Raw genomic sequence first — 15,128 nt, 5'->3', positions numbered from 1 at the left:
GGGCCATAGCATACCGCTTAGCGTTGCGCGCCATAACGGCAGCGTATGTACGTCTTTAGCGCGAACGGGGGGCGATGCCGGGGCTCGTGGGCACCGGCCGGAACAACTCGTTGCGCTGAATCTGCATCTGCGTCTGGTTGTTCTGGAATTGCTGCTGCTGCTCGATTCCGCGAATCTGGCTCTGGTTCGACAGGCGCTCGTTCGTAGTGTTGAGCGCATTCGGGTTGGGCGACGACTGGGCCAGGGCCGGGCACGCAGCGGCAACGGCCAGGAGGGCGAGGGGCAGTACTAAACCGGCGCGCATGACGTATTCCTCGAAAAATTAGACGTTTCGTGTTCGTGTTGAAGACGACGCGTGAGACGAAAAGCCGGTTCCCTACTGCTGCTCCGCGTCGCGCCGACCCTCGACGTCGTTCGCGTTTTGGTCCAGGGATGCGCCATGAGCAATCACCCCGATGCGGCGGGGGCGTCGCGGCCGATCCCGGCCTCCGGCCAGAACGACGCCGCCCCGACCTCCATCGCCGCCCGCGCCATGGCCTCCCTGAGGCCGCAGCGCTCGCCCTATCTCGAGGGGCTCAACGCTGAGCAGCGCCGCGCCGTCGAGGCGACGGAAGGGCCCGTCCTCGTGCTGGCCGGCGCCGGCACCGGCAAGACGCGGGTGCTCACCACGCGCATCGCCCACCTGATCACGACGGGCAAGGCGCGTCCGTTCGACATCCTGTCGGTGACCTTCACCAACAAGGCCGCCCGCGAGATGAAGCACCGCATCGGCAGCCTGATCGGGCCGGCCGGTGAAGGCATGCCGTGGCTCGGAACCTTCCACGCCATCGGCACCAAGATCCTGCGCCGGCACGCCGAACTCGTCGGGCTGCGCTCGGATTTCACCATCCTCGGCATGGACGATCAGCTCCGGCTGATGAAGCAGGTCATCGTCGACCAGAACATCGACGAGAAGCGCTGGCCGGCCCGCGCCCTGTCGTCGGTGATCGACGGCTGGAAGAATCGCGGCCTCACCCCCGAACAGGTACCGCCGGGTGAGGCCGGTGCCTTCGCCTTCGGCAAGGGCGGCGCGCTCTACACCGCGTATCAGGCCCGCCTGCTGACGCTCAATGCCGCCGATTTCGGCGATCTGCTGCTGCTCTGCCTCAAGCTGTGGCGCGAGAACCCGGACGTCCTGGAGAATTACCAGAGCCGCTTCCGCTACATCCTGGTGGACGAGTACCAGGACACCAACGTCGCCCAGTACCTCTGGCTGCGGCTGCTGGCGCAGGGCCACCGCAACGTCGCCTGCGTCGGCGACGACGACCAGTCGATCTATGGCTGGCGCGGCGCCGAGGTCGACAACATCCTGCGCTTCGAACACGATTTCCCCGGTGCCGTGGTGGTGCGGCTGGAGCGCAACTACCGCTCCACCGGCCATATCCTTGCTGCCGCCTCCGGCTTGATCGCCAAGAACGAGGGGCGCCTCGGCAAGACCCTGCGCACCGAGGACGTGCTCGGCGAAAAGGTGACGGTCTCCGGCGCCTGGGATTCGGAAGAGGAGGCGCGCCAGCTCGCCGAATCGATCGAATCGCTCCAGGCCAAGCAGCATCCGCTCTCCGAGATCGCCGTGCTGGTGCGCATCTCGGCGCAGATGCGCGAGATCGAGGACCGCTTCGTCCAGCTCGGCCTGCCCTACCGGGTGATCGGCGGCCCGCGCTTCTATGAGCGGGCCGAGATCCGCGATGCGCTGGCCTACCTGCGCGTCACCGCCAACCCGTCCGACGACCTCGCCTTCGAGCGGATCTTCAACACCCCGAAGCGCGGGCTCGGCGACGCCACCCTGCAGATCCTGCACGGCTATTCCCGCGCGCAGGCGGTGCCCCTGCTTCAGGCCGCGCGCCTGCTCACCGAGACCGACGATCTGAAGCCGCGCGCCCGCTCCGGCGTGCGCGCCCTGGTGGAGAGCTTTTCGCGGTGGGCGCGGCTGGTCGGCACCAAGCCGCATTCGGAGGTGGCGCAGACCATCCTGGAGGAGTCCGGCTACACCGAGATGTGGCAGAAGGATAAGTCCGCCGATGCCGCCGGGCGCCTCGAGAACCTCAAGGAATTCGTGCGCTCCATGGAGGAGTTTCCCGATCTCGCCGCCTTCCTCGAACACGTCTCCCTGGTGATGGAGGCGAGCGAGCAGGAGGGGGCCGATCGCGTCTCGCTGATGACATTGCACGCGGCCAAGGGGCTGGAATTCGACACGGTGTTCCTGCCCGGCTGGGAAGACGGCCTGTTTCCCAACCAGCGCGCCCTCGACGAGAGCGGCCGCGCCGGGCTGGAGGAGGAGCGCCGCCTCGCCCATGTCGGCCTCACCCGTGCCCGCAAGCGTGCCAAGCTGTCGTTTGCCGTCAACCGGCGCATCCACGGCCTATGGTCGTCCACCGTGCCGAGCCGCTTCATCGACGAGTTGCCGGACAGCAGCGTCGACGTGCTCGATGCACCCGCCCACTTCTCGGCCGGCGCCTCGCGGTTCGACCGCAACCCGACGCCGTTCGGCTCGTCCTACGGAACGCCGGGCTGGCAGCGTGCCCAGGCGAACACAGCGGGCAACGCCGGCAATTTCGGCTCCAGTGGCGGGGGCAATTTCGGCCGAAGCCCGGCCGCGCGCGGCGGCGGGCCGCGCCAGATCGAGGGCGAACTCGTCGCCAAGTCCACCGGCACGCCCTCGGCGTTCTCGGAGGGCATGCGGGTGTTCCACACCAAGTTCGGGCCGGGCAGTGTCGCCGGGGTCGACGGCAACAAGCTCACCGTCGATTTCGACAAGGCCGGCCGCAAGATGGTTCTCGACAGCTTCATCCAGGAAGCCTGAGACGGTTTACCAAGGATCCGTTCGCAAAGCCGTCTCGCTGAGCTTGCGCGGCGCCTGGGCAAGACCGAAATCCGCGCTCCCGAAGGGGTCGCCGAACGGATCGGTGGGATTTCGATTGAACCGTCAATCGGCGGCTGCGCTGTTTTCGCAACAGTCGCGAAGACTTTCGCTGTGGCCGTTCTGGTGCGCTGCAGCGCAAACTTTTTACATCATTGGCAAGAATACTGGTCGTCACGCTTCTGTCGCCTCGAACGCGGCATGGTGCATGCAACGGTGATTCGGCGATCACGACCAGGGTGTGATGTCATCCACAGGCATCACCGTATACGTCGGAACCGTACGCTTGCAGTCGGATTGGCTGTAAGCGGAGACTTGCGTCGAGATCGGAGCAGGGTGAGGGCGTTCAAGAGGTGAGTTGAGTTCGGTACGTCACGTTCAACAGGTGCAGGTTCAGATTGAGTCCGGTTGGCAAGTCCAGGTGGAGTATTGATCGATGAAAAGACGGCGCACACGACTTGAACTGGTGGAAGATCGCCCGGTCCGGCTGCACAGGACCCGCTTCGACGAGGAGCGAAACTTAAGTCCGATCCAGCCCCTCACCGACCGACAAGCGCAGTACCTCGACGCTCTCGCCCTTCACAAACAGGTCATCGTCCTCGGACCTGCCGGCACCGGCAAGACCTACATCGCCGGCACCCGCGCCGCGGACCAGCTCCGCCAGCGTCGGATCGGCAAGGTGATCATCACCCGGCCCAACGTGCCGTCGGGCCGCTCGCTCGGCTTCTTCCCCGGTACGCTTGAAGAGAAGATCGCCCCCTGGGTCGCGCCGCTCACCGAGACCATGAAGGAGCGCATGGGCGAGGCTGCGTTCGATATCGCCATCAAGACCGGCGATATCGAGGTGGTGCCCTTCGAGGTCATGCGCGGGCGCACCTTCAAGAACTGCCTCGTGATCCTCGACGAAGCGCAGAACACCACCACCGCCGAGATCAAGATGTTTCTCACGCGCATCGGAGACGATTGCCAGGTGATCATCAACGGCGACGTCTCACAGACCGATCTGCGTGAGACGTCCGGCCTGCGCACCGTGATCCATCTCATCAAAAGCCGGATGATGCCGATCCCGGTGGTTGAATTTACTCTCGACGACATCGTGCGCTCAGGAATTTGTGCTGAATGGGTGCGGGCTTTCGAGGAAACGAATCTCTGACTTGGGTGTTATCAGCGGCGGGTCCCTGCGGAGCCCGCCGCTCACTCCGGTGCGCGACATGCGTTTCCCGGGCCGCAATGCCCGGAGGACGAACCGGGCGCCGCGCTCGGACAAGCAAGAACAGGAGTGTTCACGTGAGGAAACTGACTTTCGCCATCGCCGTGCTCGCCTCGCTCGGCGGCGCCAGCCTCGCCACCACTGCCAATGCCGCCCCCGGCGCGCCGATGGGCGTGACCGCGTCTGAGACCGTCAGCACCGTGCAGATGAACCGCATGGAACGCCGCATGATGCACCGCCGTATGGAGCGTCGCATGATGCACCGTCGTATGGAGCGTCGCATGATGCACCGGCACATGGAGCGCCGCTCGATGCATCGCCGGATGATGCGCAACATGTGATCGATCGGTTCCCGATCGAACTAGAAAGGGTCCCTCGCGGGGCCCTTTTTTGTTGCGCGCGCCGCTGATCTGTCCTGCGCGTGGCCCAGGCGGCGACGGCGCCCGGCGGGTGTATGTCCGGGTTCAGTGGCCTCGTTGCCGGTACCCCTCACCTCCGGTGGCGGCCGAGCGATACGCAGGCCCTCAGGATGCTCGACACACCATGACGTTGCAAACCTGGTGGCTCTTCTTCACCGCTGTCTTCCTGCTCAGCGCTACGCCGGGGCCGAACATGCTCCATGTCCTCGGGCGCAGCGTACGGTTCGGCCTGCGGCACAGCTTTGCCACCATGGCCGGCTGCCTTACGGCCGTCATCCTGGTGCTGATCGCATCCGCCGCCGGCTTGAGCGCGGCTCTGCTGGCTTCGCCGATGCTGTTCGACGGGCTGCGTTATGCCGGCGTCGCCTATCTGGTCTGTCTCGGCATCGGCGCCTGGCGCGGGGACGACGAGCCGATCCGTGTGGCGGGCGGTCCCGCTCCGGCCCGGCCGCCGTCGCCGGTGCGACTGTTCCGCGACGGATTCCTGATCGGTGCGAGCAACCCCAAGCTGCTTCTGTTTGCCGCCGCCTTCTTCCCGCACTTCATCGACCAGGCCGCACCGCAGGCGCAGCAGCTCGCGATCCTCGTCGTGACCTTCGCGGCGGCCGAGCTGTTCTGGTACGCGGTCTATGCGCTAAGCGGTGCGCGGCTCGCCGCTTCGCTTACCCGTCCGGGCCTGAAGCGCCTGTTCGATCGGGCCACCGGCGCGATCTTCATCGGCTTCGGGGCGGTGCTGCTCGGCACCCGTCCATAGGATCGACCCCGGCGCCTCCGATGATCCGTGCGGATCAGGCGGCTTGGGCCGAGGCGGCGATCACTCCTTCGCGGCGACCGGGACCCGCGACGCAGAGGCGGCCGGCTTGGTCGGCAAAGGCTTGACGGAGGCAGCCGCCGTCCTCGCAACGGGCTTCGCCGCCTTCTCGTCGGTCGCCGCAGCGGCCTTCGCCGGCTGCGGCGCCACGTGGCCCGGTCCCGCATGCGCGAGCTTGGCGACCACGGGCTTGCCGGCCGCTGACTTGCCCGCCTCCGTCTTGCCGAGTGTCGACTTGATCGAGATCGGATCGGCGGCTGCGGCGGCAGGAATCGTCGTCGCATCGGTGGCCGGCGTCACCGGAGCCGATGGGCCGCCATTGCTGAACATATTGGCGAACAGCTTCTTGTAGGCGGCGGGGTCGCCCTCGGCGTCCGCCACCATCACGCGGGCGGGTTTGGAAACGTCCTTCGCCGGCTCGGCCGATGCCGGCTCGCTCTTCGCCATCAGGGTGCGCGAAGCGGCCCCCTTCTTCGCCAGGGCGGCAGCGGCCTTGGTCGGGATCGGGGCGTCGGCGGCGGCAAGCATCACCGGCCGGCCCTTGGCATCGACCTCGATCTCCTGGGCGCCGGCGGCGATGCTCTCCGGGCGGCTGACGTCGCCGAGATGGTGGCGCGCGTATTCCTTGGGGTCGTAGGGCTGTTCCACCTCGTCCGACTTGACCAGGCTGGCGAAGGCGGTGGCGTTGCTCGGCGGCTGCGGACGAAACACTGGGTTCTGGCTGCCATCCTCGTAGACGACCCGCGTGGCGGGCGTGCCCTTGGCGATGAGCTCGGCGACGTCGCGGTTGTCGCGATCCCGCTTCTCGGCCACCAGCGGATCGACCCGCGGGGTGCAGGCGCCTGCCGCGGCGTCGTTGCCACCGAAGACGTAGTGGGTGCCGCACAGGCCGACCTTCGGCTCCTCGCGCAGGGCCTCGAAGTAATCCGAGCCCTCCTTGAGGTTCTTCCAGAACGGCGCGTTGGGATCGTTGCGGAACTTGGCGACGTTCGCGGCCGTCATCCGGAACGGATAGGACTGGAATTGCAGCGCGCGCTGGCCGCCCGAGAACGAGTCTCGGGCCAGTGCGTAGATCTCACCCATCGACTCGTCGGTCATCGCGAAGCAGCCCGAGGACGAGCAGGTGCCGTGGACCATGATGTAGTTGCCGGTGCGCCCGTTAGCCCGGTCGTAGGCGTTCGGATAGCCGGTATCGAACGAGAGATAATACGAGGAATTCGGGTTCATCTGCCCCGGCGTCACCGTGTAGAAGCCCTCGGGGGCCTGACGGTCGCCGGTCTTGGTTTTGGGGCCGAGCTGGCCCGACCAGCGGCAGATCGGGAAGGTCTTCAAGAGCGCGTATTGGCCGCTCGCGCCACGCTTCCACACCTCCATCTCCGCTTCCTTCTTGTAGGCGCGGATCAGGATCGGGTCGCTCTGGGACATGCCCTTCTGCGCCATCAACGCGAGGGTCTTGGGCGAAACCGGCGCCAGAGCGCGCAGCGGTACTCCGCCGCCCGTGGTCCCGTCCTGGCAGGCGCCGAGGGCGGTCATGAGCGCGATGATGGATGCTGCCACGAGGGGGCGCAAAGCCATGGGGAACCCCGTCTACCAAGCCGTCCCGTCCCGGCACCGGAACCCCGGACGGGCGAGACCCAACTCCATAGCGCCGTTAAACTTACCTGGGTGTTACCGGCAAGCCCGCGAAGCCAGAACCCGGTGGGCCTGTGAATCCCGGTTATTTCGGGGCCGACGCGGGATCAGGGGTGGAACCTTTTCGGCTGGGCCGTCGAAACCCCGGCCGAGAGGCAATACCGGCCCGTATCAGGTGCGGCTTTCGGCCGGCTCTCGCTAGTTAAGCAATTGATCTAAATAAGAAAATCTGAAAGTACGACATGACCGGAGCGGTCATAGACACGCTTGGGATGTCTATGCGCCATAATGACGCATAGTCCTCCGTTCACAGCCGGCGGCCGATCTCCATGAACTTCGCCGCACGCCGGTCGCGAATCTCGTCCGGTCCGAGTCCGTCGAATTCCGCGAGCACCGCCGCCAGTGCCTGTCCCGCTGCGGCCGTGGCCGCCGCACGCCCGCGATGCGCCCCCCCGGTGGCCTCGGGCACGATGGTGTCGATGATGCCGAGCCGCAGCAGGTCCTGCGCGGTGATCTTCATGGCGGTGGCGGCATCCGCCGCCCGGCCCTGGTCGCGCCAGAGGATCGAGGCCGCGCCCTCCGGCGAGATCACTCCGTAGATCGCGTGCTCCATCATCAGCACGCGGTTGGCAGTGGCCAGCGCGATGGCACCGCCAGAGCCGCCCTCGCCGATGACGATGGCGACGTTGGGCACGCCCAAACCGAGACACGCCTCGGTGGAGCGGGCGATGGCTTCCGCCTGCCCGCGCTCCTCGGCCTCGATGCCGGGGAAGGCTCCGGCGGTATCGATGAACGCCAGCACCGGCAGGCCGAAGCGGTCCGCCATCTCCATCAGGCGCACCGCCTTGCGGTACCCCTCGGGCTTGGCCATCCCGAAATTGTGCCGCAGGCGCGTTTCGGTGGTGGAGCCCTTCTCCTGGCCGATGACGCAGACGGGACGGCCCTCGAAGCGCCCGAAGCCGGCGACGATGGCCGCGTCCTCGCCGAAGGTGCGGTCGCCGGCGAGCGGCGTGAACTCGGTGATGAGGTCGGCGCAATAGTCGATGAAGTGCGGACGCTGAGGGTGGCGGGCCACCTGCGTCTTCTGCCACGGGGTCAGCGACGCGTAGATGTCCGACAGGGCGGCGGCGGCCTTGGCCTCGAGCCGTCCGACCTCGTCGCTGATGGAGACCGCGCCGTCGCGGGCACCGACCGCCTTCAACTCTTCCACCTTCGCCTCGAGTTCTGCGACCGGCTTCTCGAAGTCCAGGTAGGAGCGCATCACCGTCATCGGTCACCAGATCCCTGTTCGTCGCCGTGGCCGGCCGCGGCCGATGGTGAGCGGCCCGCACGCAGCGGTCGGCCGGGCGGTGTTGGCGAAGGCGGCACGCCTGTCAACCATGCGACGGGATCGGATTGCCGTGGTGACCGTGTGCTTGCATGATGGTCACCCCGCGTCATGACCGTGTCGTCGTGCTGGTCGACGTTGCAGCGTCGGCCCCGATCCCGGCACGGATCTCACCGAAGGGCTTCAGCCGTGAGCGCATTTCCGTCGGGCGAGTCCCAGGTCCTCGTGCTCCAGGGCGGCGGTGCCCTCGGCTCCTATCAGGCCGGGGTCTTCGAGGCGCTGGCCGCGGACGGGATCGCCCTCGACTGGGTCGCCGGCATCTCCATCGGGGCGATCAATGCCGCCCTCATCGCCGGGAATGCCCCCGAGCACCGGGTCGCACGCCTCAAGGGGTTCTGGGAGCAGGTCTCCTCGGCGATCACCGGCACACCGTGGATGCCCGGCGAGGCGGCGCGGGCCAGCTTCAACGAAGCCAGCGCCAACTGGATCGCGCTGTTCGGCGTGTCGGGCTTCTTCGCCCCGCGCATGCCCCCGGCCCTGTTCCAACCGCCGGGTGCTCCGGGGGCGCTGAGTCTCTACGACACCAGCCAGCTCAAGGGCACGCTGGAGCGATTCGTCGACTTCGACCGGATCAACGATCACGGTATGCGGCTCAGCGTCGGCGCGGTGAACGTGCGCACCGGCAACTTCGCCTATTTCGACAACCGGCGCGAGCGGATCGGGCCGGAGCACATCATGGCCTCCGGCGCGCTGCCGCCGGGATTTCCGCCGGTCGAGATCGACGGCGAGCAATACTGGGACGGCGGCATCGTCTCGAACACTCCCCTGCAATACGTCCTCGACGAGGAGCGCCAGCGCGATCTCGTGATCTTCCAGGTTGACCTGTTCGCGGCGCGCGGGGCGATGCCGCGCACCCTGATCGAAGCGTCCGAGCGGGAGAAGGACATCCGGTTTTCGAGCCGGACCCGGCTCAACACCGACATGAACCTCGAAATTCGCAAGGCCAAGACGGCGGTCCGCAACCTGCTCGACAAGCTGCCGCCGGATTTGGCGGACGACGCCGACGTCGCCTACCTGCGGCAGGTCAGCCACGCCAACTTCACGACGGTGATGCAACTCGTCTACCGCGCGAAGACCTATGAAGGGAACGCGAAGGATTACGAGTTTTCGCGTGCGACCATGCTCGAGCATTGGGCGGCCGGTCACAACGACGTACGCCGGTCGCTCCGCCAGCGCGCCTGGATCGAGCGCTGCCCGAACGAGAGCGGCGTCGCGGTCTTCGACCTGACGCGGGACGCGCGCGACTGAAAGCGTCCGCCCGAAATGTGGATGCCGGTTCTCGACCCGTGCCGCTGCAGGACCGGGATCCCACCACGCCTCACCAGACCGGGAGACAAACCATGACCCGCGACGAGATCCTCGGTGTTCCCTCGATGCCCGCCTTCAGCCCGAGCTATCCGCGCGGGCCCTACCGGTTCCTGCGGCGCGAATACCTGATCGTCACCTACGAGACCGACCCCGATGCCCTGCGCCGGGCCCTGCCGGAACCGCTGGAGCCGCATCCCGACAACCTGGTCTTCTACGAATGGATGAAGATGCCGGATTCCTCCGGCTTCGGTGACTATGAGGAGAGCGGCAGCGGGATCATGGCGAGCTACCAGGGCGAGCCGTGCAACTTCTCGGTCCAGATGTATCTCGACGACGAGCCCCCGATCACCGCCGGCCGCGAGATCTGGGGCTTTCCAAAGAAATGGGGCGTACCCCGTCTGAAACTGACTAAGGATACGCTCACCGGCACCCTGCATTACGATGAGGAACGGGTGGCAATGGGCACCATGACCTACAAGCACAAGAGCCTCGAGAACGACCTCGATGCGGTGAAGCGCGGTCTGGGCAAGCTCAACGTGAACCTTAAGCTGCTGCCGGACGTGGATGGCGGACCCAAGGTGGCCCAGTTGGTCGGCTACCGCCTGGAGGACATCACCGTCCACGGCGCCTGGGACGGCGAAGCCCGGCTCCATCTGATCCCGCACGTCAATTGCCGTGTCGCCGACCTGCCGGTGCGCCGCATCGTTGGCGGCCGGCACATGGTCGTCGACTTCACGCTGCCGTTCGGGCAGGTGCTGCACGATTATCTCGCCTGATCGCCTGGAGGGAGAACACCATGATCCTCACATCGAAGACCGCCATCGTCACCGGCTCCACCAGCGGGATCGGCCTCGCCTACGCGCGCGCCTTCGCCAAGGAGGGCGCCAACGTCGTCATCAACGGCTTCGGCAAGCCCGAGGACATCGAGAAAGAGCGCACCGGCATCGAGGCGGAGTTCGGCGTCAAGGCGGCCTACTCGCCGGCCGACCTGACCAAGCCCGCCGAGATCGAGGGGCTGATCCGGCTGGCCGAGGAGACCTTTGGCTCGGTGGACGTGCTGGTGAACAATGCCGGCGTCCAATACGTGGCGCCGATCGAGAATTTCCCGCCGGAGAAGTGGGAGCAGATCATTGCGCTCAACCTGTCCTCGGCGTTCTACACCATGCGCTATGCTATCCCCGGCATGAAGGCGCGCAAATGGGGGCGGATCATCAACACCGCCTCGGCGCACTCGCTGGTCGCCTCGCCGTTCAAGTCGGCCTATGTGTCGGCCAAGCACGGCATCGCCGGACTGACCAAGACCGCAGCACTCGAACTCGCCACCCACGGCGTCACCGTGAACTGCATCTCGCCCGGCTACGTCTGGACGCCGCTGGTGGAGAGCCAGATCCCCGACACCATGAAGGCGCGCGGTATGACCAAGGAGCAGGTGATGAACGACGTGCTGCTGGCGGCCCAGCCGACCAAGCAGTTCGTCACCGTCGAGCAGGTGGCGGCGCTCGCAGTGTTCCTGTGTTCCGACGGCGCGAGTCAGATCACCGGAGCCAACATCCCGATGGATGGCGGCTGGACGGCGCAGTAGCGCGGATTAACCTTGCGCCGGGAGCCCGGCGCAAGGTCCGGTCGGCTCAGCGACGGCTGTGCAGCAGCAGGGCGAGACCGTAGCCGACGGCTCCGGCGATGAGCAGCGCCACGAAGGGGTTCTCCTCGACGCGGGCTTCCACCGCCCGGGTGCCGTCGCGCAGATAGGCGCCGCCCCGGTCCGAGACACGCTCGTAGGCGTCGCCGGCATAGTCGCTCACGTTGTCGGCGACATCGCGCAGGCCGTCCTTGGCCTGGCCGTAAGCCTCCTGGGCGCGGCCCTGTGCCTCGCGGAGGCGGCCCTCGGCGGAATCGCGGTGAGACCCGGCGAGGTCACCGACGGCGCCCTGCACACGGCCCCCGAGATCCTTGGCGGCGCCGACGATGCGATCCGTATCGACCATGGTGTGTCTCCTCGTGCTTTTCGACGCGGCTCTCGGTGCCTCCGGGGCCGGGGCGCCCCGCGTCGGACGATCACAGAACGCCCGAGATCGGATTGCGCACCGCGCCGTCGCGAATTTTACGGCGCTCACCGGTGCGACGGTAAACGCCCATGCCGGAGAAGCTGGCCGATGAGTGCGACGCATCCCGCCTCTAAAGCCGCACCGCCGGGCCGGCGTTTCGGCCGCCCGGGCCGGGCCTTGCGCGGGACCGGCGGGATGTGGAGGAACAGCACCGGCACGCCTTCGGCCAGCGCCCAGTAATAGCTCGCATTGCAGAGGTAGCGCCCCGCATCCTGCGAGCGGATCGCGGCGACGCCGTTCCGGCACAGGGCGGCGAGTGCCTTGGCGGCCACCGGTGCGCGCCGTTCGTCCGGACCGTCCGCGTCGAGGGTGAGGCCGGTGGCGATCCGCCCCGACGCATCGGGAAACAGCCGGCTGACTCGGTTGCGGGCGCGGACCTCGACCCGAACGCGCTTGGCGCGGCCGGCGACGCCGATCATCAGCACGGCCGCCGGTCCCTCGGCGAGGGCCGGGGTGAGCTCGTCGGCGATCGCCCGGTAGGCGGTGGTCAGGATGCGCACCCGGACCTGCCCGCCCGTGAGGGTTCGCAGGCGCGGCGAGGCGCCGAGCCGTCGCGCCAGCATCGCACTCGGATTGACCGGCACGCCCGGAAACGGGCCGAACCCGGTGATCAGGACGTGGCGCCCGCTCAAAGCCCGATCAGGGTGGCGATGGCCTCGGCGCCGGCGGCCGGCGAGGATTCGCCGCGCGCGACGGCGGCCTCGGCTTCCGCCGTCTGCCGTCGCACGTCCGCGGAGCCGACGAGGCGCTGGTGCAGCCGCTCGTGGACCAGCGCCCACATCCACTTCACGTCCTGGGCGCGGCGCTTCTTGGCGATCTCGCCGGTGGCGGTGAGCTTGTTGCGGTGGTCGACCACCCGGCCCCACAGGTCGTCGAGGCCCTTGTTGGCGAGGCCCGAGATCGTGACCACGGGGGGCGTCCAGGTGGAGCTCGGCGCAGACAGGATGTGGAGCGCGGCGCGGTATTCGGAGGCCGCCGCACTCGCGCGGCGCGCGCCCTCGCCATCATCGGCCTTGTTGACCGCGATCATGTCGGCGAGTTCGATGATGCCCTTCTTGATGCCCTGCAACTCGTCGCCGGCACCCGGCAGCATCAGCACGAGGAAGAAGTCGGTGAGGTCGGCAACCGCCGTCTCCGACTGGCCGACGCCCACCGTCTCGACGAGGATCACGTCGAAGCCAGCCGCCTCGCACAGCAGCATGGTCTCGCGGGTCTTGGCGGCGACGCCGCCCAGGGTTCCCGAGGAGGGGGAGGGGCGGATGAAGGCGTTGGGGTCGAGGGCGAGGCGCGCCATCCGGGTCTTGTCGCCGAGGATCGAGCCGCCGGTGCGGGTCGAGGACGGGTCGACCGCCAGCACCGCCACCTTATGCCCCGCCGCCGTCAGGTTGGCGCCGAGCGCGTCGATGGTGGTCGACTTGCCGACCCCCGGGACCCCGGTGATGCCGACCCGGATCGCGGTGCCGGTATGGGGCAGCACCGCGTCGATGAGGTCGCGGGCCACCGCGCGATGGTCGGCTCGCTTCGATTCGGCGAGCGTGATCGCCCGCGCCAGGGCCGCCCGGTCGCCGGCGAGCAGCCGTGTGCGCAGGGCGTCGACGTCGAGAGCCGGGGGAGAGGCGGGGGGCGAGGAAAGGGCCATGCCGACCTTCTTGCCGGGCCGGCCGGCTTTCGTCGAGGGGGGCACGCGCGATCTGTGCCGCATCCGCAACAGGGCCCGGCCTCCCCGCAATCAACAGGCCGATGCGCGCACAGGCGCCCTGCCATGGTCACGATCGTGGCCGACAGGATAGCACTCTTAAGGGCCGGGCCTCGCCGCCGGGCCACCCCATTCGAGGGCCGTCAGCCGACATGATCCGACCGTTGCCCCCGACACGCCGCGCTCTCGTCCGCTTCGCCGCCCTTGCGGGCGTCGCCGGTCTGACCCCGGGCCTCGCCGGCTGCGTCGCCGACGGGCTCGTGACCGGATCGGCCGTGCCCGAGCGCCAATCGGCCTTCGACGTCAGCCCGGTTCTCCTGGTGGCCACCACCCGCAAGCCGGTGGGCAACCCGCCCAAGAGCCCGTATTTCAGTTCGGACCGGGGGCGGGGGCTCAGCTTCGCCGAGGTTCGCCTGAGCGCGCCCGACCGCTCCCTGCTGGGCAAGGTCTCCTCCGCGATCAGCGACGATTGGGGCGTCGTCTCGGTGCCGAAGGTCGAGAGCGGCGCGGGGGCGGCGGCCGCCTTCGCCCAGGCCGCCTTCGGGCGCGACGTGCTGATCTATGTTCACGGCTACCGGGAGAGCTTCCAGTCGGCGGCCCTCAGCGCGGCCAAGCTCTCCGATGGCATCCGCTTCCGCGGGGCCTCGGCTTTGTTCACCTGGCCCTCGGCCGCCGCGACCTTCGATTATGGCTACGACCGCGAGAGCGCGCTGTGGTCGCGCGATGCCTTCGAGGATCTGCTGAAGGCGCTGGCGAATTCCCCGTCCGGCGGCCGCATCAACATCGTCGCCCATTCCATGGGGACGCTGCTGACCCTGGAGACCCTGCGCATGCTGCGGGCCGAGGCCGGCGAGGCGGCGATGGCCCGCATCGGCGCGGTGGTCCTCGCCGCCCCCGACATCGACATCGACCTGTTTACCAACGCGGTCGAGCGGATGGGGCCGGATGTGGCCAAGATCACCGTGATCTCGTCGACCAACGACCGGGCGCTCGAACTCTCGGGCGCCATCGCCGGCGGCGTGGTGCGGGCGGGTGCCGCCGACCGCGAGCGCCTGGAGGCGCTCGGCGTGCGGGTGGCCGACGCTTCCGATTACGGCGGCGGTCTGATCAACCACGATCTGTTCCTGTCGAATCCCGATGTGCAGGGCGTGGTCAAGCGCGCCATCAGCCGGGGTGGCGGGGGGGCGTGACATCGCCCTTGGCGCGGCGCTCGTTCCCCCCTACACGGGCGGCGGCCCCGGGCCATCAATGAAGGGATTCGCGATGTTCACACTCGAGATCGATGGCGTGGCCATCGCGGTCATCAACGGCACCGAGGAGATCGCGCGCGATCTCTTCACCTGCGATGGCTTCAAGGACGATATCCAGACCATGAAGAGCGACGGCAAGGTGCTGTGGAACGGCACCTCCGAGCTCAAGATCCGTGCGGCCTCCGAGGACGAGACCGAGATCTTCGAGGATGCGCTCGCCGAGGACGATTCCGAGGAGGACGAGCCCTTCGAGCCGGACGCCCACCACGCCAAGGCCTCCAATGACGACGAGGAGGAAGAGGGCGACGAGGAAGACGATGCCGACATCGTGTTCCTGGTGGACATCGACGAGGATGCCGGCCTCGATTCCTGAGAGTCCTTGTAAGGGGACTGATCGCCGGATCGGCGGGCGCG

Annotated in this window: 15 protein-coding genes; 9 read left to right on the top strand and 6 right to left on the bottom strand. The window is 67.8% G+C overall.

The annotated features are described in order from the left end of the window. Positions 1-55: 55 nt before the first annotated feature. Positions 56-304 carry a hypothetical protein gene (locus tag G3T14_RS13795; RefSeq protein ID WP_163643117.1) on the bottom strand — a complete coding sequence of 83 codons (249 nt, stop codon included), beginning with the start codon at positions 302-304 and terminating at the stop codon, positions 56-58. Positions 305-439: 135 nt separating this feature from the next. Between G3T14_RS13795 and G3T14_RS13790 the strand changes: the two genes are divergently transcribed. From G3T14_RS13790 to G3T14_RS13775, 4 genes are all read left to right on the top strand, one after another. Beyond that, on the top strand, positions 440-2,839 hold the full coding sequence (locus tag G3T14_RS13790; protein ID WP_163643116.1) for a UvrD-helicase domain-containing protein: 2,400 nt from the start codon (positions 440-442) through the stop codon (positions 2,837-2,839). A 493-nt stretch (positions 2,840-3,332) separates the two neighbouring features. Next, entirely contained in the window at positions 3,333-4,049 is a 717-nt protein-coding gene (locus tag G3T14_RS13785; RefSeq protein WP_163643115.1) for a PhoH family protein, read from the top strand. A gap of 134 nt (positions 4,050-4,183) precedes the next feature. Continuing rightward, positions 4,184-4,447 (top strand): hypothetical protein, encoded by a 264-nt coding sequence (locus G3T14_RS13780; protein ID WP_163643114.1) that lies wholly within the window; start codon positions 4,184-4,186, stop codon positions 4,445-4,447. Positions 4,448-4,649: 202 nt separating this feature from the next. Continuing rightward, the gene (locus G3T14_RS13775; protein ID WP_163643113.1) at positions 4,650-5,279 is read left to right on the top strand and encodes a LysE family translocator; all 630 of its coding nucleotides are present in this window, start codon (positions 4,650-4,652) and stop codon (positions 5,277-5,279) included. Between the two features lie 60 nt (positions 5,280-5,339). Here the strand turns inward: G3T14_RS13775 and G3T14_RS13770 are convergent, their stop codons facing one another. Both G3T14_RS13770 and G3T14_RS13765 read right to left on the bottom strand, forming a co-directional pair. Then, a complete protein-coding gene (locus tag G3T14_RS13770) occupies positions 5,340-6,911 on the bottom strand; it encodes a murein L,D-transpeptidase family protein (protein ID WP_163643112.1) in 1,572 nt (523 codons plus the stop codon). A gap of 364 nt (positions 6,912-7,275) precedes the next feature. Continuing rightward, positions 7,276-8,229 (bottom strand): acetyl-CoA carboxylase carboxyltransferase subunit alpha, encoded by a 954-nt coding sequence (locus G3T14_RS13765; protein WP_204262856.1) that lies wholly within the window; start codon positions 8,227-8,229, stop codon positions 7,276-7,278. Between the two features lie 255 nt (positions 8,230-8,484). Between G3T14_RS13765 and G3T14_RS13760 the strand changes: the two genes are divergently transcribed. The 3 genes from G3T14_RS13760 (at position 8,485) to G3T14_RS13750 (ending at position 11,245) form a co-directional block, all read left to right on the top strand. After that, positions 8,485-9,603: a patatin-like phospholipase family protein gene (locus G3T14_RS13760; RefSeq protein ID WP_348645270.1), complete on the top strand. Its 1,119-nt coding sequence runs from the start codon at positions 8,485-8,487 to the stop codon at positions 9,601-9,603. A 92-nt stretch (positions 9,604-9,695) separates the two neighbouring features. Next, positions 9,696-10,439: an acetoacetate decarboxylase gene (locus G3T14_RS13755; RefSeq protein ID WP_163643109.1), complete on the top strand. Its 744-nt coding sequence runs from the start codon at positions 9,696-9,698 to the stop codon at positions 10,437-10,439. A 20-nt stretch (positions 10,440-10,459) separates the two neighbouring features. After that, the gene (locus G3T14_RS13750) at positions 10,460-11,245 is read left to right on the top strand and encodes a 3-hydroxybutyrate dehydrogenase (protein ID WP_163643108.1); all 786 of its coding nucleotides are present in this window, start codon (positions 10,460-10,462) and stop codon (positions 11,243-11,245) included. A 46-nt stretch (positions 11,246-11,291) separates the two neighbouring features. Here the strand turns inward: G3T14_RS13750 and G3T14_RS13745 are convergent, their stop codons facing one another. From G3T14_RS13745 to meaB, 3 genes are all read right to left on the bottom strand, one after another. Continuing rightward, positions 11,292-11,648, bottom strand: a complete 357-nt coding sequence (locus G3T14_RS13745) for a CsbD family protein (RefSeq protein WP_163643107.1) — start codon at positions 11,646-11,648, stop codon at positions 11,292-11,294. A gap of 125 nt (positions 11,649-11,773) precedes the next feature. Further along, on the bottom strand, positions 11,774-12,400 hold the full coding sequence (locus G3T14_RS13740; RefSeq protein ID WP_163643106.1) for a peptidase C15: 627 nt from the start codon (positions 12,398-12,400) through the stop codon (positions 11,774-11,776). Continuing rightward, a complete protein-coding gene (meaB, locus tag G3T14_RS13735) occupies positions 12,397-13,407 on the bottom strand; it encodes a methylmalonyl Co-A mutase-associated GTPase MeaB (protein ID WP_163643139.1) in 1,011 nt (336 codons plus the stop codon). Before meaB ends, G3T14_RS13740 begins: the two co-directional genes overlap by 4 nt. A 212-nt stretch (positions 13,408-13,619) precedes the next feature. Between meaB and G3T14_RS13730 the strand changes: the two genes are divergently transcribed. Both G3T14_RS13730 and G3T14_RS13725 read left to right on the top strand, forming a co-directional pair. Further along, a complete protein-coding gene (locus tag G3T14_RS13730) occupies positions 13,620-14,654 on the top strand; it encodes an alpha/beta fold hydrolase (protein WP_163643138.1) in 1,035 nt (344 codons plus the stop codon). A 73-nt stretch (positions 14,655-14,727) separates the two neighbouring features. Beyond that, a complete protein-coding gene (locus G3T14_RS13725) occupies positions 14,728-15,087 on the top strand; it encodes a hypothetical protein (protein WP_163643105.1) in 360 nt (119 codons plus the stop codon). Positions 15,088-15,128: the final 41 nt, after the last annotated feature.

Origin of the sequence: Methylobacterium sp. BTF04, assembly GCF_010692745.1 — a bacterium.
Classification (GTDB): domain Bacteria; phylum Pseudomonadota; class Alphaproteobacteria; order Rhizobiales; family Beijerinckiaceae; genus Methylobacterium.
This window is presented reverse-complemented; position numbering and strand designations above follow the sequence as displayed.